At 71.8% G+C, this 23,335-nt stretch carries 22 protein-coding genes; 5 read left to right on the top strand and 17 right to left on the bottom strand.

All coding sequences use genetic code 11. The features are described from left to right. Positions 1 to 84: 84 nt before the first annotated feature. The 13 genes from ABZ840_RS16635 to ABZ840_RS16575 form a co-directional block, all read right to left on the bottom strand. Entirely contained in the window at positions 85 to 426 is a 342-nt protein-coding gene (locus ABZ840_RS16635) for a DUF3140 domain-containing protein (RefSeq protein ID WP_361559800.1), read from the bottom strand. Between the two features lie 6 nt (positions 427 to 432). Continuing rightward, positions 433 to 630: a DUF2945 domain-containing protein gene (locus tag ABZ840_RS16630; RefSeq protein ID WP_361559949.1), complete on the bottom strand. Its 198-nt coding sequence runs from the start codon at positions 628 to 630 to the stop codon at positions 433 to 435. 146 nt (positions 631 to 776) lie between these two features. Continuing rightward, positions 777 to 2,054, bottom strand: a complete 1,278-nt coding sequence (locus ABZ840_RS16625; RefSeq protein ID WP_361559797.1) for a thymidine phosphorylase — start codon at positions 2,052 to 2,054, stop codon at positions 777 to 779. 64 nt (positions 2,055 to 2,118) lie between these two features. Next, complete coding sequence (locus ABZ840_RS16620; RefSeq protein WP_361559946.1) at positions 2,119 to 2,463, bottom strand: cytidine deaminase; 345 nt, start codon at positions 2,461 to 2,463, stop codon at positions 2,119 to 2,121. Between the two features lie 115 nt (positions 2,464 to 2,578). Further along, entirely contained in the window at positions 2,579 to 3,796 is a 1,218-nt protein-coding gene (locus ABZ840_RS16615; protein ID WP_361559943.1) for an ABC transporter permease, read from the bottom strand. Between the two features lie 74 nt (positions 3,797 to 3,870). Next, entirely contained in the window at positions 3,871 to 4,977 is a 1,107-nt protein-coding gene (locus ABZ840_RS16610) for an ABC transporter permease (protein ID WP_361559794.1), read from the bottom strand. Further along, positions 4,974 to 6,572: an ABC transporter ATP-binding protein gene (locus ABZ840_RS16605; RefSeq protein WP_361559940.1), complete on the bottom strand. Its 1,599-nt coding sequence runs from the start codon at positions 6,570 to 6,572 to the stop codon at positions 4,974 to 4,976. The genes ABZ840_RS16610 and ABZ840_RS16605 overlap by 4 nt, the downstream gene beginning before the upstream one ends. A 90-nt stretch (positions 6,573 to 6,662) precedes the next feature. Then, positions 6,663 to 7,697 carry a BMP family ABC transporter substrate-binding protein gene (locus ABZ840_RS16600; protein WP_361559791.1) on the bottom strand — a complete coding sequence of 345 codons (1,035 nt, stop codon included), beginning with the start codon at positions 7,695 to 7,697 and terminating at the stop codon, positions 6,663 to 6,665. 132 nt (positions 7,698 to 7,829) lie between these two features. Further along, positions 7,830 to 9,068, bottom strand: coding sequence for an amidohydrolase (locus ABZ840_RS16595; RefSeq protein ID WP_361559937.1), 1,239 nt, complete (start codon positions 9,066 to 9,068; stop codon positions 7,830 to 7,832). A 197-nt stretch (positions 9,069 to 9,265) separates the two neighbouring features. Then, positions 9,266 to 10,459 carry a hypothetical protein gene (locus ABZ840_RS16590; protein ID WP_361559788.1) on the bottom strand — a complete coding sequence of 398 codons (1,194 nt, stop codon included), beginning with the start codon at positions 10,457 to 10,459 and terminating at the stop codon, positions 9,266 to 9,268. A gap of 20 nt (positions 10,460 to 10,479) precedes the next feature. After that, on the bottom strand, positions 10,480 to 11,412 hold the full coding sequence (locus ABZ840_RS16585; protein WP_361559785.1) for an N-acetylneuraminate synthase family protein: 933 nt from the start codon (positions 11,410 to 11,412) through the stop codon (positions 10,480 to 10,482). A 104-nt stretch (positions 11,413 to 11,516) separates the two neighbouring features. Beyond that, on the bottom strand, positions 11,517 to 12,821 hold the full coding sequence (locus tag ABZ840_RS16580; RefSeq protein ID WP_361559782.1) for an acylneuraminate cytidylyltransferase: 1,305 nt from the start codon (positions 12,819 to 12,821) through the stop codon (positions 11,517 to 11,519). 35 nt (positions 12,822 to 12,856) lie between these two features. Continuing rightward, positions 12,857 to 14,176: a DUF6716 putative glycosyltransferase gene (locus ABZ840_RS16575; RefSeq protein ID WP_361559779.1), complete on the bottom strand. Its 1,320-nt coding sequence runs from the start codon at positions 14,174 to 14,176 to the stop codon at positions 12,857 to 12,859. A gap of 187 nt (positions 14,177 to 14,363) precedes the next feature. On the opposite strand from ABZ840_RS16575, the gene ABZ840_RS16570 reads away from it, so the two are divergent. From ABZ840_RS16570 to ABZ840_RS16560, 3 genes are read left to right on the top strand one after another with little or no spacing between them, the layout of a single operon-like run. Next, complete coding sequence (locus tag ABZ840_RS16570; RefSeq protein ID WP_361559776.1) at positions 14,364 to 15,341, top strand: glycosyltransferase family 2 protein; 978 nt, start codon at positions 14,364 to 14,366, stop codon at positions 15,339 to 15,341. Beyond that, the gene (locus tag ABZ840_RS16565; protein ID WP_361559773.1) at positions 15,341 to 16,750 is read left to right on the top strand and encodes a polysialyltransferase family glycosyltransferase; all 1,410 of its coding nucleotides are present in this window, start codon (positions 15,341 to 15,343) and stop codon (positions 16,748 to 16,750) included. The genes ABZ840_RS16570 and ABZ840_RS16565 overlap by 1 nt, the downstream gene beginning before the upstream one ends. Beyond that, on the top strand, positions 16,747 to 17,877 hold the full coding sequence (locus ABZ840_RS16560; protein WP_361559770.1) for an acyltransferase: 1,131 nt from the start codon (positions 16,747 to 16,749) through the stop codon (positions 17,875 to 17,877). Before ABZ840_RS16565 ends, ABZ840_RS16560 begins: the two co-directional genes overlap by 4 nt. A gap of 3 nt (positions 17,878 to 17,880) precedes the next feature. Here ABZ840_RS16560 and ABZ840_RS16555 read toward each other — a convergent pair whose 3' ends face one another. After that, positions 17,881 to 18,564, bottom strand: a complete 684-nt coding sequence (locus ABZ840_RS16555) for a TetR/AcrR family transcriptional regulator C-terminal domain-containing protein (RefSeq protein ID WP_361559767.1) — start codon at positions 18,562 to 18,564, stop codon at positions 17,881 to 17,883. A 72-nt stretch (positions 18,565 to 18,636) separates the two neighbouring features. Here ABZ840_RS16555 and ABZ840_RS16550 point away from each other — a divergent pair, with 72 nt between their 5' ends. Beyond that, on the top strand, positions 18,637 to 20,148 hold the full coding sequence (locus ABZ840_RS16550; protein WP_361559764.1) for an FAD-dependent monooxygenase: 1,512 nt from the start codon (positions 18,637 to 18,639) through the stop codon (positions 20,146 to 20,148). A gap of 74 nt (positions 20,149 to 20,222) precedes the next feature. Then, complete coding sequence (locus ABZ840_RS16545; RefSeq protein WP_361559761.1) at positions 20,223 to 20,696, top strand: GNAT family N-acetyltransferase; 474 nt, start codon at positions 20,223 to 20,225, stop codon at positions 20,694 to 20,696. On the opposite strand, the gene ABZ840_RS16540 is transcribed toward ABZ840_RS16545, so the two are convergent. From ABZ840_RS16540 to ABZ840_RS16530, 3 genes are all read right to left on the bottom strand, one after another. Then, entirely contained in the window at positions 20,672 to 21,136 is a 465-nt protein-coding gene (locus ABZ840_RS16540; protein ID WP_361559758.1) for a cytidine deaminase, read from the bottom strand. The two genes, ABZ840_RS16545 and ABZ840_RS16540, sit on opposite strands and share 25 nt — an antisense overlap. Before the next feature lie 83 nt (positions 21,137 to 21,219). Beyond that, on the bottom strand, positions 21,220 to 22,617 hold the full coding sequence (locus tag ABZ840_RS16535) for a gluconate:H+ symporter (protein WP_361559755.1): 1,398 nt from the start codon (positions 22,615 to 22,617) through the stop codon (positions 21,220 to 21,222). A gap of 111 nt (positions 22,618 to 22,728) precedes the next feature. Then, a complete protein-coding gene (locus ABZ840_RS16530; RefSeq protein ID WP_361559752.1) occupies positions 22,729 to 23,265 on the bottom strand; it encodes a gluconokinase in 537 nt (178 codons plus the stop codon). Between the last annotated feature and the right edge of the window lie 70 nt (positions 23,266 to 23,335).

The raw sequence follows: 23,335 nt of genomic DNA, 5'->3' as shown, positions 1-23,335 counted from the left end.
CGGATCCAAAGCCCGAAGGGGCCGTCCCCGCCACCTGTCCTGGCGGGGACGGCCCCTTCGTCCGTTGCGGTCCACCGGCGGACGTCAGCTCTTGAGCGGGTCGTGGCCCCAGTTCATCAGGGAGTGGCGCCAGGTCGAGTCCTTGATGTCGCCCTTGGGGCGCTGGGCCGCGTGGCGGTGGACGTAGCCGGTGACCTTGCGCATGTGGGCGTGGTCGGCGTCGGAGTGGTCGGCGCGGTTCGTCCGGAGGATGGCGACGATCTTCCGGCCGGACTCGTGGCCGACGGACTCGCCGCCGCCCTTGTGCTGCCCGGCGTCCTGGGACTCGTCCGTCGTGAGCCATTTCTCCAGCTCGGACGGGGTCATGTTCACCGCGTCCCGGAAGTCGCGCCAGGTCGCGTCGCGGTCGTCGTCGTCTTTCGCCACGGCGCGTTACGTGCCCTTCTTCTTCAGGGCTTCCGGCTTGTGGACGGCCGATCCGCCGGACTTCTCGCTGCGGACCTTGTACTGGGGGTCGTCCGGGGAGGCGTCGACCGTGCGGCCGGCTTCCTCGGTGCGGTGGGTGATCTTCTTCTCCACCTTGCCCACGGCCTCGCCGCCGTGGGACTTCCAGGTGACCTTGTCGCCCATGCCGAGGCCGTCCTGGCTCTTCCGTCCGCTCTTCCCGCTGTGCTGGTTCTTTTTGGCCATGCGGCCAGGAGAACACCGGCGGGCGGGAAGCGCGCGGCGGGCGCACCCTCGTGGGGCACGCCCGCCGTGCTGCGGCGCGGGGAGCGTTACGCGATGCGGTCCAGGACGATCGGGTCCGGGACGAAGTCCGTGCCGGGCGGGGCGATCAGTACGCCGCCGTCGAGGGCCTCGATGGCGGCGGCGAACTTCTCCGGGGTGTCGGTGTGCAGGGTGAGCAGGGGCTCGCCGGCGCGCACCTCGTCGCCGGGCTTGGCGTGGAGTTCGACGCCGGCGCCGGCCTGTACCGGGTCCTCCTTGCGGGCGCGCCCCGCGCCGAGGCGCCAGGCGGCCAGGCCCACGGCGTAGGCGTCGAGGGTGGTGAGGACGCCGGAGGTGGCGGCGTTCACGACGTGCTGCTCGCGGGCGACCGGGAGGGGCGCGTCGGGGTCGCCGCCCTGTGCCTGGATCATGCGGCGCCAGTGGTCCATCGCGGAGCCGTCGGCGAGGGCCTTGGCCGGGTCGGCGTCGGGGAGGCCGGCCGCGGTGAGCATCTCGCGGGCGAGCGCGAGGGTCAGTTCGACGACGTCGGCCGGGCCGCCGCCGGCCAGGACCTCGACGGATTCGCGTACCTCCAGGGCGTTGCCCGCGGTCAGGCCGAGGGGGGTGGCCATGTTGGTGAGCAGCGCGGAGGTGCGTACGCCGTGGTCGGTGCCGAGTTCGACCATCGTGGAGGCGAGTTCGCGGGCGTCGTCGAGGTTCTTCATGAAGGCGCCGGAGCCGACCTTGACGTCCAGGACCAGGGAGCCGGTGCCCTCGGCGATCTTCTTGGACATGATGGAGGAGGCGATCAGGGGGATCGCCTCGACGGTGCCGGTGACGTCGCGGAGCGCGTAGAGCTTCTTGTCGGCGGGAGCGAGGCCCGCGCCCGCCGCGCAGATGACGGAGCCGACGTCGCCGAGGATGGCGAGCAGCTCGTCGTTGGTGAGGTCGGCGCGCCAGCCGGGGATGGCCTCCAGCTTGTCCAGGGTGCCGCCGGTGTGGCCGAGGCCGCGGCCGGAGAGCTGGGGCACGGCGGCGCCGCAGGCGGCGACCAGCGGGGCCAGCGGGAGGGTGATCTTGTCGCCGACGCCGCCGGTGGAATGCTTGTCGGCGGTGGGGCGGGCGAGGGAGGAGAAGTCCATCCGCTCACCGCTGTTGATCATCGCGGCGGTCCAGCGGGCGATCTCCTTGCGGTTCATGCCGTTGAGGAGGATCGCCATGGCGAGGGACGACATCTGCTCGTGGGCGACCTCGCCGCGGGTGTACGCGTCGATGATCCAGTCGATCTGGTCGTCGGTCAGTTCGGCGCGGTCGCGCTTGGCGCGGATGACGGAGATGGCGTCCATCGAGCGTTCCTTTCCACGGGTGCTCCCCTATGTCTACACGCATAGAAAGGGTGCGGGGAACGGTTCAGCGGGTCAGGTGTTCCGGCCCGAACGCGTCCGGAAGCAGGTCGTTCAACGGCCGGATCCCGGCCTCGGTGTCGACCAGCAGGTCCGGACCCCCGTGCTCGAACAGCAGCTGGCGGCAGCGGCCGCAGGGGATCAGGACCTTGCCGTACCGGTCCACGCACGCGAACGCGGTGAGCCGGCCGCCGCCGGTGGCGAACAGCTCGGAGACCAGGCCGCATTCGGCGCACAGGCCGAGGCCGTACGAGGCGTTCTCCACGTTGCAGCCGGTGACGGTGCGGCCGTCGTCCACGAGGGCCGCCGCACCGACGGGGTAGCCGGAGTAGGGCGCGTAGGCCCGGGACATCGCGTCCCGGGCCCGCTCGCGCAGCTTCTCCCAGTCGGGAGCGTCGGTCACGTGTCCCGGCCCCCTCGGCGCGCGCCGGTCGCGCGCGGTGCCCCGGTCCTGCGCGGTGCGTCGGTCACTTGCCCTGACCCCTTCGGTACGCCTTGCCGATGGCTTTCGGTGCCCGCAGTCGCTGGGCGGCCAGCGACAGGACCAGCAGCGTAGCGATGTACGGCGCCACGGAGACGATTTCCAGCGGGACCGTGTCGGTCGTGGCGTACCAGAGGGCGAGCAGGACGGCGACGACGATGCTGACGATGCCCTGGACACGGTGGCCGCCGCGCAGCTTCCAGATCGCCAGGCCGACCAGCAGCACCGCGAGCAGGAGCAGCAGCGCGTGCACCGTCTCGCCGCCGCCGCGCAGCTGGAAGGCGTCCATGAAGCCGAAGAGGCCCGCGCCCATGGCGACGCCGCCGGGCCGCCAGTTGCCGAAGATCATGGTGGCGAGGCCGATGTAGCCGCGGCCACCGGTCTGGCCGTCCTGGTAGATGTGCACGTAGATGGCGAGGAACGCGCCGCCGAGGCCCGCCAGCGCGCCGGAGACCAGCACCGCCGCGTACTTGTACGTGTAGACGTTGACGCCCAGCGACTCGGCCGCGACCGGGCTCTCGCCGCAGGACCGCAGCCGCAGTCCGAAGGACGAGCGCCACAGGACGAAGAAGCTGGCGGCGAAGACTACCGCGGCCAGCACGGTGAGCCAGGAGACGTGGGTGACCAGCGAGCCGAGGATGCCGGCCAGGTCGGAGACGAGGAACCAGTGGTGCTTCTCGATGGAGAGCAGCCAGTCCGAGAGTCCCGGCACCGTGAAGGTCGGCATGTCGTCCATCGGCGGGGACTGCTTGTCGTTGCCGCCCGCCTGCGCCGCCGCGCTGCCCTCCGCGCCGAACCACAGCTTGGCCAGGAACTGGGTGAGGCCCAGGGCCATGATGTTGACGGCCACGCCGGAGATGATGTGGTCGACGCCGAAGGTGACGGTGGCGATCGCGTGGATCAGGCCGCCGAGCGCGCCGCCGATGACGCCGGCCAGCGCCGCCGCCCAGGGCCCGTACTCCCAGCCGACCCAGCCGGCCGAGAACGCGCCGAGCATCATCATGCCTTCGAGGCCGATGTTGATGACGCCGGAGCGCTCGGCCCACAGGCCGCCGAGGCCCGCGAGGCCGATCGGCACGGCGGCGTTGAGCGCTGCCGTGTACTGGCCCGACCCGGTGAGGTCGGTGGCGCCGGTGACGACGCGGAGCAGGGAGAGCAGGACGAGGGCGCCCGCGAGGATCAGCAGGACCTTGGGGTAGGTCAGCTTCGCGCGGGCCGCGGTGAGCTTGCCGCCCTTGCCGCCGGGGTCCTTCGCGACCGGGGCCGTGAGGTTCTGGCTCACGCGGACACCTCCGCCTTGTCGGTCTTGCGGGCCTGCGCGGCGAGTTCCTCGCCGACCCTGCGCTGCTGGATCCGCAGGCCGTAGCGGCGTACGACCTCGTAGGCGATGACCACGCACAGGACGATGACGCCCTGCATCACGCCGACGATCTCCTGCTCGTAGTCCTCGAACTCCAGCTGGGTGCCGGTGCGTTCCAGGAAGCCCCACAGCAGCGCGCCGGCGGCCATGCCGAGGGGGTGGTTGCGGCCGAGCAGCGCGATGGCGATGCCGGTGAAGCCGATGCCGACGGGGAAGTCGGTGCCGTAGTTGTACGAGACGCCGAGCAGCGTCGGCATGCCGATCAGACCGGCCGCCGCACCGGAGAGCAGCATGGACGTGACGACCATGCGCTTCACGCTGACGCCGCCGGCCTGCGCGGCGGACTCCGACTGGCCGACGGTCCGCAGGTCGAACCCGAAGCGGGTGCGGCCGAGGACGAACCAGTACGCGACGCCGGCGATCGCCGCGACGACGAGGAAGCCGTCGAGCGGGTCGGGCTGGGTCGGGATGGTGAAGAAGTGGCTGGAGGCCGGCAGGTCCGGGGTGTGGAAGAGGTTGCCGTCCTTCACCGCGAGCCGGCCGTCCTGGAGGAAGTAGCCGATCACGGCGGCCGCGATGGAGTTCAGCATGATGGTCGTGATGACCTCGCTGACCCCGCGGGTGGTCTTCAGTACGCCCGCGATGCCCGCCCAGGCCGAGCCGACCAGCATCGCCACGATGATGATCAGCGGGATCTGGAGGAAGCCGGGGAGGGTGAGCGCGCCGCCGACGACCGCGGCGAAGAAGGCCGCGATGCGGTACTGGCCGTCCACGCCGATGTTGAAGAGGTTCATCCGGAAGCCGATGGCCACGGCCAGCGCGGAGAGGTAGTACGGCACCGCCTTGTTGATGATCCAGACCTGGCTGTCGCTCTTGGAGCCGAAGTCCACCATCACGGTGTAGGCGTGGAGCGGGTCCTTGCCGGTGGCCAGGATGATCACCGAGGTGATGAGCAGGGCGGCGACGATGGCGAGCGCCGGCGCGGCGATGCCCAGGGTCAGCTTCGTACGGTCGATCTTCTTCACTCCCCCTCGCCCCCTTCCGCGTCCTCGACGTGCTCCAGGTGGCCGCTGGCGGCGCCGGTCATGGCCGAGCCCAACTCCTCGGGGGTGACGGTGGCGGGATCGGCGTCCGCGACCAGCCGGCCCCGGTACATCACCCGCAGGGTGTCGGACAGGCCGATCAGCTCGTCCAGGTCCGCGGAGATCAGCAGCACGGCCAGGCCCTCGCGCCGGGCCGCGCGGATCTGGTCCCAGATCTGTGCCTGCGCGCCGACGTCCACGCCGCGCGTGGGGTGCGCCGCGATCAGCAGCTTGGGGTGGTGGCTCATCTCGCGGCCGACGATCAGCTTCTGCTGGTTGCCGCCGGAGAGGGAGGCCGCGGTGACCTCGATGCCGGGGGTGCGGACGTCGTACTCGGCGACAATCCGCTCGGTGTCGGTGCGGGCCGCCTTGAGATCCAGCAGCCGGCCCTTGGAGTTGGGCTTCTCGGTGACGTGGCCGAGGATGCGGTTCTCCCAGAGCGGGGCCTCCAGCAGCAGGCCGTGCCGGTGCCGGTCCTCGGGGACGTAGCCGATGCCGTCCTCGCGCCGCTTGCGGGTGGGCGCGTGGCTGATGTCCGCGCCGTCCAGCGTGATGGTGCCGCCGTCCGGGTCGCGCATGCCCATGATGGCCTCGACCAGCTCGGCCTGGCCGTTGCCCTCCACGCCGGCGACGCCCAGGACCTCGCCCTTGTGGATGGTGAAGCCGATGCCGTCCAGGACGGCGCGCACGACGCCGTCGGGGTCGGTGGCGCTCAGCTGCAGCCCGTCGACCGTCAGCATCGGGGTGTCGGTGACGGTGGACTCGCGGGTCTCCGGCGAGGGCAGTTCGCTGCCGACCATCAGCTCGGCGAGCTGCTTGGGGGTGGTCCCGGCCGGCGCCACGGAGGCGACGGTCGTGCCGCGCCGGATGACGGTGATGTCGTCGGCGACGGAGAGGACCTCGCCCAGCTTGTGCGAGATGAAGATGACCGTCAGGCCCTCGGCCTTCAGTTCGCGCAGGTTGTCGAAGAGTGCGTCGACCTCCTGCGGGACCAGCACCGCCGTCGGCTCGTCGAGGATGAGCGTCCGGGCGCCGCGGTAGAGGACCTTGAGGATCTCCACGCGCTGCCGGTCGGCGACGCCCAGGTCCTCGACCAGTACGTCGGGCCGTACGTTCAGCCCGTACCGGTCGGAGACGGCCAGGACGGCCGCGCGGGCCGCCGCGCCGATGCCGTGCAGCTTCTCGGCGCCCAGGACGATGTTCTCCAGGACGGTGAGGTTGTCGGCGAGCATGAAGTGCTGGTGCACCATGCCGATGCCGCGGGCGATGGCGTCGGCGGGGCTCGCGAAGGAGACCTGCTCGCCGTCGGTCGTGATGGTGCCCTCGTCCGGCTTCTGCATGCCGTAGAGGATCTTCATCAGGGTGGACTTGCCCGCACCGTTCTCGCCGACCAGGGCGTGCACGGTGCCGCGCCGGACAGTGATGTCGATGTCGTGGTTGGCGACGACGCCGGGGAACCGCTTGGTGATGCCGCGGAGTTCGACGGCGGGGGCCGCTGCGGGGGCCCGCTCCGCCGGAGGGCTGCTGGACGCTGTGATGGCGCACTCTCCTCGGAGAGAAGGAGCGGGGGCGGGGCGGCCGGGACGGCCCCGCCCCCGTACCGGGCTCGTGGAGCCCTTGGCTGGCTCTTACTTGGCGGGCGTCTCGGAGACCTTGACGTCTCCCTTGACGATCTTCTTCTGCGCCTCGTCGAGCTTGCCCTTGATGTCGTCGATGAAGCCGCCGGAGGTGGCCAGCTTGACGCCCTGCTGCTTGAGCGTGAGGTGCGCGGTGCCGGTCAGCGGCTTGCCGTCCTCGACGCTCTTGATCACGTCGTAGACCGCGACGTCGACGTTCTTCACCACGGAAGTGAGGATGTGGTCCTTGTACTTGGCCAGGCCCGGCTGCGCGTACTGGTCGGAGTCCACGCCGATGGCCCAGGCGCCCTTCGTGCCGGCGACCATCTCGATCGAACCGGCGCCGGACTGGCCCGCCGCGGTGTAGATGACGTCGTTGTTGCTGTCGAGCATGCCCTTGGCCTTGCCCTTGGCGGCGGCCGGGTCGTTGAAGCCCTTGTCGTCGTTGGCGTAGAGGTACTGCGCCGTGACCTTGACCTTGGGGTCGGTGTCCTTGACGCCCTGCTCGAAGCCGGCCTGGAACTTCTGGATCAGCGCGTTGTTCACACCGCCGATGAAGCCGACCTTCTTGGTCTTGGTCTTCAGCGCCGCGGCCACGCCGGCGAGGTAGGAGCCCTCGTTCTCGGTGAAGTTGATGCCGTAGACGTTCTTGGCGGTGGACGGCGCGTCCACCACGGCGAAGGTGGTCTTCGGGAACTTCTCCGCGACCTTGTTGATGGAGTTGCCGTAGTTGAAGCCGACACCGATGACGGGGTTGAAGCCGGCCTCGGCGAGGGAGGTGAGCCGCTGCTCGCGGTCGGCCTCGGTCTCGCCGTTCTTGGCGGTCATGAGCTTGGACTTCACGCCCAGCTCCTTCTCGGCCTTGTCGGTGCCGCGGGCCGCCGCCTCGTTGAACGAGTGGTCGTCCCGGCCGCCGACGTCGAACGCGAGGCCGACGCCCTTGTCCTTGCCGGCGGCCTCGGTGGAGGATTCGCCACAGGCGGTGAGCGAGAGAGCGAGAGCCGCGGAGGCTATGCCCGCGGCAGCGATCTTGGTTACCCGGCGCACGAGGGGTCCCCTTCGACTCGTAGCGCCTCCTACGGCGCTGATTCCGCCGCATCGTAACGCGCGTAGATGCCAGAGAAAGGGGTGTCTGGAAGCCGTTATCGGATCGTCGCGAAGCGGGTCCTACGGCTGGGTCTACAGCGCGTTGCGGTCGAGCAGCGCGGCGGCTGTGAACAGTTCCACGCCCACCCGGACCGCCTCCTCGTCGACGTCGAAGTCGCCCTGGTGCAGGTCGCGTCCGACGGGGTCGCCGACCGGCTTCACGCCCAGCCGGGCCATCGCGCCGGGCACCTTCTCCAGGTACCAGGAGAAGTCCTCGCCGCCGAGGGACTGCTCGGTGTCCTCGACCGAATCCGGGCCGCGCCGGGCCGTCATGGCGTTCTGCAGCAGCTGCGTGGTGAGCGGCTCGTTGACCACCGGCGGCACCCCGCGCACGTACGTGATCTGGGACTTGGCGCGGTGCAGCGTGGCGACCTCGTCGATCGCGGAGTACACCAGGTCCGGGGCCTGCCGCCAGGCCTCCAGGTCCAGGCAGCGGACGGTGCCGGACAGCTCGGCGCGCTGCGGGATGACGTTGCACGCGTGGCCGGTCTCCAGGCGGCCCCAGGTCACGGCGAGGCCGGCCCGGGCGTCGACCCGGCGGGCGATCAGCGCGGGCACGTCGACCGCGACCCGCGCCGCCGCGGTGACCAGGTCGGTGGTCAGGTGCGGCCGCGCGGTGTGGCCGCCGGGGCCCTCCAGCGCGACCTCCAGCCGGTCGCAGGCGGAGGTGATCGGGCCGGTGCGCAGCCCGATCCGGCCCACGTCGACCTTGGGGTCGCAGTGCACGGCGAGAATGCGGCCGACGCCCTCCAGCACTCCGGAGTCGATGGCGTCGGTGGCGCCGCCGGGCAGCACCTCCTCCGCGGGCTGGAACAGCAGCCGCACCGGGCCGGGCAGCAGGCCGCGGGCCGCGAGGTCGGCGAGGACGAGGCCGGCGCCGAGCACGACGGTGGTGTGCACGTCGTGGCCGCAGGCGTGGGCGCGGTCGGGGACCGTCGAGCGGTAGTCGACGGTCTTGGTGTCCGGGATGGGCAGCGCGTCGATGTCGGCCCGCAGCGCGAGCATGGGACGGTCGGCGTCCGGTGTCGTACCCGGTTCCCGGCCGATGTCGCAGATCAGACCGGTACCGGTGTCCAGGACGCGGGGGGCCAGGCCAGCCTTCTCCAGTCGCGCCTTGAGTGCGGCGGTGGTGCGGAACTCCTGGTTTCCGAGCTCCGGGTGCATGTGCAAGTCCCGCCGGAAGGCGATGAGTTCGGCGCGCAACTCCTCGGTGAGCGCTCCGGGCAGGGTTCCCCGTGCGGGGCTGGCATCGGCTTCGGGTCCGCGGGACATCAGTTGGTTCACCCGCTGAAGGTTACGGTGCCGGGCGGGGCAACTGTCCGTCGATCAACAAAAGTTCAGCCCGTTAGGGGAAGACAATCTAGGCCGCCCGGCGCATGGACAGGTCATCAAGGGGGTATGACGTAGGGTTTCACGTACTGGCGAATCCCAAACCCCGATCTTGGGGACCGGCGCGGTGCACGCCCCCCTCAGCAGGACCCGGCGAAGGTGAGTCGCTGCACGTCACGGGCGGTTCCGGTGACGCCGGAGAGGAAACCCTGGGCGCGCGGCGAGGCCTTGGTGGTGAGCCAGGCGGGGTCCACGTCGCAGACCGCGACCTTGACCCCGGTGCCGACCAGCGCGAGCGGCAGGGTGTGCACCACGGTGGACGGGAAGCTGAGGATCGTCCGTCCTATGGGCCCGCGCCGGGCGATCAGTTCGAGCGGCAGGTCGGGCCGGACGATCTCCAGGCCGGTGGCAGCCGCCAGCGCGTGCAGCTTCTCGGCGCTCTCCCTGCGGTGCGCGAAGTAGCGGGTGGCGCCGTGCGTACGGGCCAGGGCGCGGACGGCGGCGAGGTAGTGGTCCGGGTCGACGACGCCCGTCTCGACCAGGGAGGTGCCCACGATGTCGGTGCCGCGGGTGAGCCGGGGCGGGCCGAAGCGGGCCCGGGTCCAGGCGAACTCGTTGGCGGTGACGGTGACGCCCGGCGGGGGTTCGACGGGCATCGAGGAGAAAACGCCGACGGTGCGGCGGTCGCTGTCGGGCACGGGCGTGAGCCGGCGGCGCGCCGCCGCGGAGAACGGCGCGAAGACCAGGTCGCGCGGGCTGCGGCCGCCGCCGCTGCGGTGCCAGCGCACCAGCTGCTCGCCCCGCGCGAGCTGGGAGATGAACTCCATGGTGGCGGTGCCGTCGTCGACGACGACCAGGTCCCGCGCCCGGGTGAGCGTCAGCAGCAGCTGGACGTAGCGCGAGAACGGGTCGCCGATGACGATGCGGCGGGCGCGGCGCAGCAGCGGGGTGAGTCCCCCGATGGTCCGCAGGGGGGCGGCAGCGCCGCCGCGCGCCTCCTCCCAGCGGACCGTGCAGTGCTCGTCCCGGGCCAGCTCCGCCATCCGGCGCAGCTGGCCGCGGGTCATCGGGTCGTGCGGGGAGAGCACGACGACGGTGAGCTCGCCGGCCTGCGTCGCCTGGTGCAGGTACGCCCATTCCAGGACGTTGAGCAGCTGCACGGGGCTCTCGACGAAGGCGAGGGTGGCCCCGGTGGCGTCCGAGTGCTGCCGGGGCTCCCCCTTCCGCGTGCGGCGGGCGGACCTGCGGGAGTCAGGGCCTTCCGCCGCCTCCTGGGCCGGGCCCCCACGCCCGGCCTCGGGGACAGGGCCCCGGGCCCCGTCTGCTGCGCTCACGGTGTCGTCGCGCTTTCTGCTCAGACCGAGACGGGCTCGCGGTCGGCGGCCTCGGCCTCGGCGACGACGCCCGTGACGCGGCGGAGCTTCTTCATCGGGCCGAGCTCGCTCTCGTAGACCTTCTTGACGCCGTCACCGAGGGACTCCTCGATGGTGCGGATGTCGCGGACCAGCCGGGTCAGGCCCTGCGGCTCGACGGAGGCGGCCTGGTCCGAGCCCCACATGGCGCGGTCGAGGGTGATGTGGCGCTCGACGAAGGTGGCGCCGAGGGCGACGGCGGCGAGGGTGGTCTGCAGGCCGGTCTCGTGGCCGGAGTAGCCGATCGGGACGTTCGGGTACTCGTCCTGCAGGGTGTTGATCATCCGCAGGTTCAGCTCCTCGGCCTTGGCCGGGTAGGTGCTGGTGGCGTGGCAGAGCAGGATGTTGTCGCTGCCCAGGACCTCGACCGCGTGGCGGATCTGCTTCGGGGTGGACATGCCGGTGGAGAGGATGACCGTACGGCCGGTGGCGCGCATGGCCTTCAGCAGCTCGTCGTCGGTCAGCGAGGCGGAGGCGACCTTGTAGCAGGGCACGTCGAACTTCTCCAGGAAGGCGACGGACTCCACGTCCCAGGGGGAGGCGAACCACTGGATGTTGCGCTTCTTGCAGTAGTCGTCGATGGCGCGGTAGCCGTCCTCGTCGAACTCCACGCGGTGGCGGTAGTCGATGTAGGTCATCCGGCCCCAGGGGGTGTCGCGCTCGATGTCCCACTGATCGCGGGGGGTGCAGATCTCGGGGGTGCGCTTCTGGAACTTCACCGCGTCGCAGCCGGCGTCGGCGGCGGCGTCGATGAGCGCGAAGGCGTTCTCCAGGTCTCCGTTGTGGTTGATGCCGATCTCACCGGTGACGTAGACGGGGTGGCCGGGGCCGGCGATCCGGTTGCCGAGGGTGCGGAGGCGGTTGTTGCTGGTCATGGTGGAGAGTTCCTTCGTTGTCGGGTGTCTCTCGGAGAGACGGGGACGGTTGTTCCGGAGCGGGTCCGGCGGGTGTGTCCGGGTCGGTTCCGGGACGGGACGCCTCAGAGAGACGGGCCGAGGAGCCAGGAGGCGATCTCACGGATCGCCCCGCTGCCCCCGGGAGTCGAGGTGACGGCGCGGGCCGCGCCGCGTACGACGTCGTGGGCGCTCGCGACCGCCACGGGCCAGCCGACGAGGCCGAAGCACGGGAGGTCGTTGGCGTCGTTGCCGACGTAGAGCACGCGCTCGGGCGCGATGCCCTGGTCCTCGCACCACTGCTTGAGCGCGAGGTCCTTGCGGTCGATGCCGTGCAGGACCGGGATCTGGAGTTTCCGGGCCCGCGCGGCGACGACCGGGTTCTGTTCCGTGGACAGGATGAGCAGCTTCAGCTGCTCCGACTTGCGCAGGGCGCCGATGCCGAGACCGTCGCCGCGGTGCACGGAGACGAATTCCCGTCCTTCGGAGTCGATCAGCACCCGGTCGTCGGTCTGGGTGCCGTCGAAGTCGAGTACGACCGCGTCCACGTCGTCCAGCGTCGGCAGTGCCGAAGAGTGGGGGTACCCCCTGCACGAAGTGCTTGGGGGAGCATCGAGCAGCGGGGCGAGGGCGCGGGCTCGGGCCAGGTCGTGCGGGTCGTCGACCTCCAGCACGCGGGCCGGGTCGGTGCGCACCAGCTCGGTACGGCCGAAGAACCGGTGGTTCGCGGTGCGGAAGCCGGCCGCGTCCATGGCGTAGGCGGCGCCGGTCTCCAGGAGGTCCTGGGGGCGGTCCTGGCGGCGCGGCCGGAAGGATTTGTCGTGGTTGACGCCGTAGCCGCCCTCGGTCGTGGCGACGGTGGCCACCTGTGCGTCCGGCCCGTCCGCGGTGCGCGCGTCCCGGCCGGCGCCGATCCCGGAGGAGGCGTCGTCGGCCGCGTCGCGCCACACGAAGCCGTGGAAGGGGGCGACGGTCAGCGCGGAGTCGGCGCCCTGCTCGACGACGGCGGCGGCCACCCCGTCGATGTCCTCGCGGACGATGAAGGGGCTGGTGCACTGGACGAGGAGGACCGCGTCGACGGCGGTGCCGTGCTCGGTCTCGTACGCGTCCATGGCGTGCAGGACGGCGGCCTCGCTGGTGGCGGTGTCGCCGGCGATGGCGCCGGGCCGGCGGACGATCACCGCGCCCGCGCCGCCCGCGGCGGCCGCGATCGCGTCGTCGTCGGTGGAGACCACGACGTCGGTGATCAGGCGGGCCGCCAGGCACTCGCGCACCGCGCGGGCCACCAGCGGCACGCCGCCGACGGCGGCGAGGTTCTTGGCGGGGACGCCCTTGGATCCGCCTCTGGCGGGGATGACGGCGATGACGGTGGGCCGGTCGGTCGGCGGCATGTCGGGCTCCTTCCGGAGGCCGGTCGAGGGGAAGGTCACAGCTGCCCCCAGCGGCGGATGGCGGGGGCGACGCGCTGGACGCCGTGCCGGTAGGCGCCGCGGGCCGCCTCGCGGACGGTGTCGCGGGCCACCCGGCGCAGTCCGGTCGGCTCCGCCGCGCCGGCCTCGTAGCCGGGCAGCGGGTCGCCCTTGGGGTCCAGGCCGTGCCGGGCGAGGAGGCCGGGCAGGTAGCCGGGGGCCGTGCGGGGTGTGTAGTACGGGGCGAGCGGCGGCAGCCCGTCGGCGTCGCACAGCTCGGTGACGCGGGCACGGGCCGCGTCGAACGCCTTCTCGTACGCCCCTTCGGCGCACACGCCCTGCGCCGCGACCCACTCCGGGTCCGGCTCGGGCAGGTACCCGGCGTCCAGCTCGTCCCAGGAGGCCAGGCAGCCGGAGCCGAGGAAGTGGTGGTTGCCGAGGGCCTCGCGGATGCCGAGGTCGGTGAGGACCGCCGTCGGGACGCCGCGGTGCAGGGACTCCAGCGCGGCGGTCGAGGAGACCGTGACCATCAGGTCGGTGCGGTCCAGGACCTCGCCCATGTTCCCGTAGACCAGGCGGCAGTTGGCGGGCAGTCCGCCGGGGACCTTCGCCGCGAGCTTCTGGTACGGCAGCTCCTCGATGTGCGTGGTGTGCTCGCCCGGCTTGCTGCGGAGCTTGATGAGCACCTCGCGCGCCGGATGCCGGCGGGCGTGCTCCACGGCGCGGCGCAGCAGGTACGCGCGGTCGTCGCGGTTGTCCGGCACGGAGGGCTGGACCGCGAAGACGACGGTGCGCACCTCGTCCGTGCCGTCGTGCGCGGCGCCGCCGAGGAAGGGCAGCGCGCACTCCACGACGCCGCGGTCGTCGGCGTTCACGCCCCGGTAGACCGCGCGGAAGCGGTCCGCGTCGTGCCGGGAGTTGGCGAGCACCACGTCGGCGCCGTGCCGCAGCAGCAGCCCGTCGGCGAGCTTTTCGTAGACCACGCCGACGTAGCCGGTGACGACGGCGGGGCGGCGGGCGCTGCCCTCCCAGGCGCGGGCCAGGCCGTGCAGCATCGCCTGCACCGCGCCGCCCACGCAGGACAGCAGCACGACGTCATAGGCGGTACGGTCGACGGACCGCACGAAGTCGACCCCGCGGATCTCGCGCAGCGCGTCCGCCCGGGCCCCGACCTCGTCGAGCTGCCGGACGGTGGGCGTGGCACGGCCGCGGAGCAGGAAGCCGTCGAGCCGGCAGCCGGGCTGGAGGCGGTGCGCCGTGAGGGCGCCCCACTTCCACCGGGTGTCCGAGTCGGCGAGGACCGCGACCCGTGGCGTGGAAGGTGTACGTGATGGCACGTCGAAGACGCTAGGAAGGCATTTCGATTCGCGGGCCAACTGAGCCGCAACAAAGGGTTAACAGCACATCGACGAACGGCGAACCGGCAGGCCGGAAAGGGCGGTTAACCATTCCGCCATTCTTCGTTCACCCTGACGTACGCAAGCGGTAAAGACGAATGCCGGAGCCGCACCTAACGTCACGTGAGTGGTTAAGCTCTCCGTCATCGTGCCGTTCTACAACGTGCAGACATACGCGCCCGACACCCTGAGAAGTCTCGCGGCCAACGCGCGGGACGACTTCGAATTCCTTCTCGTCGACGACTGCTCGCGCGACGGGACGCCGCAGATTCTGGAGCGCGCCGAGCGCGAACTGCCGGGCGCCCGGCTGCTGCGGCACGAGCAGAACGGCGGCCTGGCCACCGCCCGCAACACCGGCCTGGACGCGGCCCGCGGCGAATACATCGCCTTCCTGGACGGGGACGACTGGCTCGCCCCCCACTACTACCAGGAGCTGCTCGGCGCGATCGAGGCGCTGGGCTGCGATTTCGTCCGCACCGATCACGTGCAGTGCACCGCGCGGGCACGCTCCGTGCACCGGGTGCCGCACGGCCGCCGCGACGTCGTCATGGACCCGCGCGACCTGATCCTGCCCGCCGATCGCTCCACCTCGGTCGACTACGCGTTCGCCTGGGCCGGGATGTACCACCGGCGGCTGCTGGACGACGGCGTGCTGCATTTCCGGCACGGGCTGCGCACCGCGGAGGACCGCCCCTGGATCTGGCGGCTGCACCGCGAGGCGCAGTCGATGGCGGTGCTCGGGATGCTGGGCGTCTTCTACCGGCGCGGCGTGGCCTCGTCACTGACCCAGATCGGCGACGTCCGCCAGCTGGACTTCATCCGGGCGTTCGACCAGGTCGTCGAGGAGACGGCGAAGGACCGGGACGCGGCGGTACTGCTGCCGAAGGCGGTCCGGACGTATTGCGCCATCATTTCCCACCACCTCGGTTCGATCGACCGTTTCGAACCGCAGGTCGCCCGTAAATTGCGTTCGATGAGTGCCGCGGCATTGAAGCGAATGCCGCAGGACGTATTGAAGGAAGCTCTGGATTCCATGGATGTACAGCGCGCTTCCCGGCTCCGTCGGCTGCGCCGCAAGCCGGTCCCGGTGGAGGTGGCCGCCTGATGTCCGCCGCCGGATTCTCCGCGCGGTCCGCCGGGCCGCGTACGCAGATCTTCTTCGCGTCCACCCTGTACGGCGCCGCCACTCTGGCCGCAGCCCTGGACGCCGACCGTTTTGAACCGGCCGGCCGCCGGATTCTGCTGGTCAGCAACAATGCCGCCATTCCCGAGACGACTCCGGCGCTGGACGCGATGCCCGGCTTCGAACGGCTGCGGGGGCGGTTCGACGAGGTGCGGTCCTGGAACGAGACGATCTCCCCGTTCCACCCCGGCGGCTGGGCCCCGCGCGCCGACGACGCGCCCCTGTGGGAGCGCCATCTGCGGCTGCTCTGGGAGCTGGGCGACGCCCCCGTCGAGCTGATCGTCGAGTCCATCCAGGTCAATCCGGCGCTCGCGCTGTGCCAGATCTTCCAGGGCGCGCCGGTCGAGGTCTACGCGGACGGCCTGATGAGCTACGGGCCGACCCGCTCCAAGCTCGACCCGCTGGTCGGCACCCGCATCCGGCGCCTGCTCCACCTGGACCTGGTGTCCGGTCTGAAGCCGCTGCTGCTCACCGAGTTCGGGGTGCCGGCCGAGACCGTGCCCACCGAGCCGTTCCTCGCGGTGCTGGCGGAGCTGGCCGAGGAGGCGGAGCGGCGTACGGAGGCGGCGCCCGTCCCGGACGGGGGCGGTGCCCTGCTGCTGGGCCAGTACCTCTCCGCGCTCTCCATCCTCACCGCGGAGGAAGAGGAGGAGCTGCACGTCGAGATGTTGCGCGGGGCCGTGGACCTGGGCCACCGCCGGGTCGTCTTCAAGCCGCACCCGACCGCGCCCGCGCGCTGGTCCCGGGTGCTGGAGGAGGAGGCGGAGCGGCTCGGCGCCGAGCTGACCGTGGAGGACACGCCGCAGCTCGCCGAGGTGCTGTACCAGCGCATGAAACCCGCGCTCGTCGTCGGCTGCTTCTCCACCGCGCTGCTGACGGCCACCGCGTTCTACGGCCTGCCCGCCGCCCGGATCGGCACCGACCTGCTGCTGGAGCGGCTGGCGCCGTACCAGAACAGCAACCGCGTCCCGGTCACCATCGTCGACGCGCTGCTGCCGCCGCTGACCGACGCGTCCGCGGTGGCCCGCTGGACGCCGCCCACCGAGGGCGAGGTGGCGCGTGAACTCACCGGCCTGGTCAAGGCGGTCGGGTACGCGATGCAGCATCAGATCTACCCGGACCTGCGCCCGGCGGCCGAGCGCTACCTCGCCACCCGGCTGGACACCCGCACCTGGCGCTACTTCAAGCGCCGCCGCCTCACCGCCCTGGCGCTGCCCGGCGGGGTGCCGGTCCAGCTGGCGTTCATCCCGCGCAACGCCACCGTACGGCGGGTCGCCCGGCGGGCCCGTTCCGTGCAGCGCCGGCTCAAGAAGCGGGCCGCGTTCGGATGACGACCGCACCGGCTCCCCCCACGCTCCCCGCCCACCGGCGGCCGGGAGCGCCCGTGCCCCTGCGCGCCGTCGGACCCACCCGGCTGCGCGCCCTGGACGGACTGCGCCTGCTCGCCGCCCTGATGGTGGCCGCCTACCACTACGGCGGCCGGGACGGCGAGATCGGCGACGCCTGGGGCAGTTCGCCCGCCACTCAGTTCCCGACCGCCTCGGGCTTCTTCGCGTACGGCTGCCTGGGCGTGCAGATCTTCTTCGTCATCAGCGGCTTCGTGATCTGCATGAGCGGCTGGGGGCGGCCGCTCCGCGCGTTCTTCGCGAGCCGCGTCTCCCGCCTCTTCCCGGCGTACTGGGCGGCGGTCATATTGGTGACCGCCGTCTTCGCCCTCCCCTGGGTGGCGTACGAGGCGGTCTCCCCCACCGACGCGCTGACCAACCTCACCATGCTGCAGATGCCGCTGGGCGTGGACCGGGTGCTCGGCGTGTGCTGGACGCTCTGGGCCGAGCTGCGCTTCTACGCGCTCTTCGCGCTCTGTGTCGTCCTGCCGGGTGCCACCCGCGGCCGGGTGGTGATGTTCTGCGCGGGCTGGACGCTGGCCTCCGTGGTCGCCGAGGCGGCGAACAATTCGTTCCTCGACATCGCGCTCATGCCCGAGTACGCGCCGTTCTTCATCGGCGGCATCGGCTTCTACCTGATCCACCGTTACGGCCCCCGCGACACCACCGGCTGGGCGATCGTGGCGGTCAGCTGGCTGCTCGGCCAGCACTACGCGGTCTCCCGGCTCTGGCACCCGGCGGACATGCCGGACGCGTTCTCCTACCGCCCCTCGCTCGGCATCATCGCCGTCGTCACCCTCGGTTACCTGCTGATAGCGGCCGTGGCGCTGGGCAAGCTGCGGTGGGCGAACTGGCGCTGGCTGACCGTCGCCGGCGCCCTGACCTACCCCTTCTACCTGATACACGAGCACCTGGGCTGGGTCGTGGTGCACTGGCTGCACCGCGACCTCGGGCTGCCGGCCGCGGCGACGTTCCCGCTGACCGCGGGGCTGATGCTCGCCCTGGCCTGGTGCCTGTACCGCTTCGTCGAACGCCCCCTCACCCCACGGCTGAAACGATCCCTCATGGGGTGAGCCTCACGAGGCGTCGGGTCGTACCGTCGCCTCGATCCCCGCGATCACGATGCGCAGACCGGCCTCGAAGGCCCGGTCGAAATTGCCGAAGAATTCCCGGCCCACGGCGGCCGCGAGCGGATACCGGTCTCCCAGCCGGCGCTCGCGGTCGCCGAGGTCGTATGCGGGGTCCCTGGACTCCGGCGAGCGCTGCTCCGGCGCTCCGGGCTCGGGGAAGACCGACTGCTCCTCGATGACCAGGCCGATCGTGAAGTTGTACGCGGCCCACCAGGCGTACGCCGCGTCCCGCAGCGTGAACCCGGCCCCCGTCAGCTCCCGCAGCAGGGCGTCCATCGGCGCGGCGTAGCTGTCGTCGGTCATCCGGGTGCCGGAGAAGACCTTGCCGCCGTCGCGGTAGCCCAGCAGCGTCCGGCGCAGCGTGCGGCAGCTGACCTCCAGCATCTCCTGCCAGGCCGCGTCGTGGCCGCCCGGCGGGCCGCCGGCGAACTCGGCCGCCATCCGCCGGAAGATCTCGGTGGCCAGCTCGTCGAGCAGTTCCTGCTTGTTCTTGAAGTGCCAGTACAGGGCCGGGGCCTGGACGTTCAGCTCCTTCGCGATGCGGCGCAGGGTGAGCCCGTCCAGGCCCACGTCGTTCAGCAGCCGCAGTGCGGTGTCCACCACCTGCGCCCGGTCCAGTCGCGTTGCCATGTTGACAATTTAACACCGTTAAGCCCATCCTCGAAAGCAGCCACTTAACAGCGTTAAGGACAGGGGTGGATCATGGACACGACCGTGGACGTACTGATCGCGGGCGCCGGCCCGACCGGCCTGGCACTCGCCGTCGACCTCACCCGGCGCGGCGTACGCGCGCTGCTCGTCGAGCGGCAGGACGGACTCTCGCCCGGCGCCCGCGGCACCGGGCTGCAGCCGCGCACGCAGGAGGTCTTCGACGACCTCGGGGTGCTGACGGCCGTGCGGGCCGCGGGCGGCCTGTACCCGCCCATGGCCACCTGGCAGGACGGCCGGATCAAGGAGACCTTCGAGATGGTGGAGCGGGTGGCGCCGACGCCGGGCACCCCGTACTCCAACACGCTGATGGTGCCGCAGTGGCGCAACGCCGAGCTGCTCCACGCCCGCCTGACGGAGCTGGGCGGGAGCGTCCGGTTCGGCACGGAGCTGACGGCGTTCCGGCAGGACGCGGACGGCGTCACCGCGGAGCTGACCTCACTCGCCGACGGCACGGCGCACACCGTCCGCGCCGCGTACCTGGTCGGCGCCGACGGCGGGCGCAGCGCCGTACGCCGGCAGCTCGGCACCCCGATGAGCGGCCCGGACCTGGAGCCGGGCGCCGCGCTCCTCGCGGACGTCCGCATCGACGGCCTGGACCGGGACCACTGGCACCTCTTCCCGCAGCCGGGCGGCGGCTTCGTCACACTGCTGCCGCTGGCCGGCACGGACCACTTCCAGAGCATGGCGGCGGTCTTCACCGACACGCCGGACACCAGCCCCAAGACCGTCGGCGCGACCCTCGCCGCCCACACCCACCTGGCCCCCGAGCAGATCCGCGAGGTGCTGTGGACCTCGGTCTTCCGGCCCCGCGCCGGCATGGCGGAACGGTTCCGCGAGGGCCGGGTCTTCCTCGCCGGGGACGCCGCGCACATCCACTCCCCCGCCGGCGGCCAGGGCCTGAACACCAGCGTCCAGGACGCCTACAACCTCGGCTGGAAGCTCGGCCAGGTGCTGCGGCACGGCGCGCCCGACGCGCTGCTGGACACGTACGAGACCGAGCGGCTGCCGGTCGCCGCCGGGATCCTGGAGACCAGCACCCGGCTGCACCGCACCCGTTCGATGCGGCGCGGCCGCGACCTGCACCAGCTCACCCTCGGCTACCGCGAGTCCCCGCTGACCGGCGAGCACCGCACCGACCTCGCGCCGGACGCGCTGCGGGCCGGCGACCGCGCACCCGACGCGCCCTGCACCACCCCCGACGGCACGCCGTTCCGCCTCTTCGACGCCTTCCGGGGCCCGCACTTCACCCTGCTCGCCCTGGACGGCGCCGAGCCGCCGCGGCCGGCCGCCGAGTGGGCCGCGCACGTCCGCACGTACCGGATCGGCGGCCCCGCGCCCGACCTGCTCGACGCCTCGGGCCACATCCGGCAGGCGTACGGCGACGGCGGCCTCTTCCTGGTCCGCCCGGACGGCTACGTGGCCGTGGCCGCCGCCGCACCGGGCCCGGTCGCCGCGGCCCTGACCCGGCACTTCCCGGCCGCCGCCACCGCCCGGGCCGCCTGACCATCCGTCACAGGGCGACGCATTCCGCCAATGCGGATGCGCGGGCACCCGCCCGTGCACAAGAGTGCTGCGCCATGGAGGAGACGGGAACGGAGTACGCCGTCCTGCGGCGGGCCGGGCCGGCGGACGCGGCGGGCGTGGCCGAGGTGTGGCTGCGGTCGTACGACGCCGCGCTGCCCGGTGTCGTACGGCCGCACACCGACGACGCGGTACGGGCGTGGTTCCGCACGGTGGTCGTACCGGAACGGGAGACCTGGGTCGCGGACGCCGGCGGCGAGATCGCCGGGATGATGGTGCTGCACGGCGCGCGCGAGCTGGACCAGCTCTATCTCGCCCCGGAACGGCGCGGCCAGGGCCTCGGCGACCGCTTCGTCGCGCTGGCGAAGGAGCGCCGCCCCGGCGGCCTGGCGCTGTGGACCTTCCAGGTCAACCGGCCCGCGCAGCGCTTCTACCGGCGCCACGGCTTCCGTGAGCGGTTCCGCACCGACGGCCGGGACAACGAGGAGCGGGAGCCGGACGTGCGTTACGCGTGGCTGCCGGAGGGCTGATCCGCCGCGCCGTCCGGCCCCGCCGCGGGCGGCACGTCCTCGTGCTCGGCCGTCAGGTACGCCTCGGGCAGCAGCGCACGGACCGGCAGGGCCCGGACCGTGTCGCCCGAGCCGACCACGACGGTGAGGTCCGGGTAGTAGTCCAGCAGCACCTGGCGGCAGCGGCCGCAGGGCGGGATGACGCCGCGGCCCTCGTCGGCGACCGCCACGATCTGCCGCAGGTCGTACGCGCCCCGCGCGGCGGCGGCCCCCATGACGACCAGCTCGGCGCAGGGGCCGCCGGTGAAGTGGTACACGTTCAGGCCGGTGACGATGCGGCCGTCGGCGGTCCGCGCTGCCGCCGCCACGGTGTGGTCGTCGCCCTGCGCGTACGCCGCGACGGCCTCCTCCGCGGCGCGCACCAGCGCGTGGTCGACCGGTACGCCGTCGTCGTTGCTCATGGTCTCGCCTCTCGTACGGGAAGGGCCGTACGGACGCTATCCGTCCGTACGGCCCTGCCGCGAAGAGATTTCCCCGTGCCGCGCTACAAGACCAGCGACAGCAGCAGCACGCAGATGATCGACACGACGGAGATGATCGTCTCCATCAGGGACCAGGTCTTGACCGTCTGGCCGACGTTCATGCCGAAGTACTCCTTCACCAGCCAGAATCCCGCGTCGTTGACGTGGCTGAAGAAGAGCGAGCCGGCGCCGACGGCGAGGACCATGAGCGCCGCGTGAGTGGTGCTCATGTCGGCGGCCAGCGGGGCGACGAGGCCCGCCGCGGAGACCGTGGCGACCGTCGCGGAGCCGGTCGCGAGGCGGATGGCGACCGCGATCAGCCAGCCGAGCAGCAGCGCGGGCAGGCCCCAGTCCTTGGACAGGTCCAGGATCATCTCACCGACGCCGACGTCGACCAGCGTCTGCTTGAAGCCGCCGCCCGCGCCGACGATCAGCAGGATGCCGGCGATCGGGGCGAGGGACTTCTCCACCGTCGACGAGAGCCGGCCGGCGCTGAAGCCGGCGGCCTTGCCGAGGGTGAACATGCCGACCAGCACCGCGACCAGCAGCGCGATCATCGGGGAGCCGATCACGTCGAAGACGCGCTGCACATGGTCCTCGGGGTCGTCGACGACGATGTCGACCAGGGCCTTGGCGAGCATCAGGACGACCGGCAGCAGCACGGTGGACAGCGTCGCGCCGAAGCTGGGGCGCTTCTCCAGCTCCTCCGAGGGCCGCTGCGGGATCATCTTCTCCGGGGGCGCGATGTCCACCCAGCGGGCGGCGAAGCGGGAGAAGACCGGGCCCGCCAGGATCGCGGTCGGGATCGCGACGACCACGCCGAGGGCGAGGGTGACACCGAGGTTGGCCTTGATCGCGTCGATGGCGACGAGCGGGCCGGGGTGCGGCGGGATCAGGCCGTGCATGACGGAGAGGCCGGCCAGCGCCGGGATGCCGATCCGCATGAGGGAGAAGTTGCCGCGCTTGGCGACCAGCAGCACGACCGGGATCAGCAGCACGATGCCGACCTCGAAGAAGAGCGGCAGGCCGACGATCGCGGCGATCAGGACCATCGCCCACGGCATCATGCGTCTGCTGGACTTGGCGAGGATGGTGTCGACGATCTGGTCGGCACCGCCGGAGTCGGCGAGCAGCTTGCCGAGGATCGCGCCGAGCGCGATCAGGACGCCCACGCCGGCGACGGTGTCGCCCAGGCCGCTGGTGAAGCTGGTGATGGCCTTGTCCAGCGGCGCTCCCGCAACGGCGCCGAGCGCCAGCGAGCCGATGGTCAGGGCCAGGAAGGCGTGCAGCTTGAACCGGGTGATGAGCAGAACGATGACGGCGATGCCGACGAGTACGGAGATGCCCAGCTGAGCGTTGCCTGCCGAGGTGATCGGCTCGGCCGCGTCCGCTGCCATCATCTCGACGCTGAGATGGGTCACGGCGTGTCCTTCGGTTGGAGCCCGGTCTCGTGATCGGAGCTCGGGGGTACGGCTCGGGACCGGGGCCCCGGGGAAGGGCGCCGGTTCAGAGCTCGGGGGTGCGGTTCCTGATCAGAGCTCGGTGGCGGCCGGGGAGGCGTCCTCGTCGAGCTGCCGCAGCGCTGCGACGGCCCGCTCGGTGATCTCTTCCGGGGTGCCGGAGACGTCCACCGCCACACCCCGCTCGTCGTCGGCGAGCGGCTGCAGGGTGGCGAACTGGGAGTCCAGGAGCGCGGTGGGCATGAAGTGGCCCTTGCGCTCGGACATACGGCCCTCGATCAGCTCGCGCGAGCCGGTGAGGTGCAGGAAGACGATGCCGGGCGCGGCGGCCCGGAGACGGTCGCGGTAGATCCGCTTGAGCGCGGAGCTGCTGACCACGCCGCCCTTGCCGGCCCGGTCGTGCGCCCAGGCGCCGATGGCGTCCAGCCACGGCTCGCGGTCGGCGTCGTCGAGCGGGTGCCCGGCGGACATCTTGGCGATGTTGGCCGGGGGATGGAAGTCGTCGCCCTCGGCGTACGGCACGTCCAGCGCGTCGGCGACGAGCGGTCCGATCGTCGTCTTGCCGGTGCCGGCGACTCCCATCACGACGATGACATGGGGGGTGCTCATCGCGGTCTACCTCGCTCGCTCGTCCTCATTGACTTGGCGTGACGAACCACCTCGGTGGCTCGAATGCATC

Source organism: Streptomyces sp. NPDC047117, from assembly GCF_040643545.1.
Taxonomy (GTDB): Bacteria; Actinomycetota; Actinomycetes; order Streptomycetales; family Streptomycetaceae; genus Streptomyces.
This window is presented reverse-complemented; position numbering and strand designations above follow the sequence as displayed.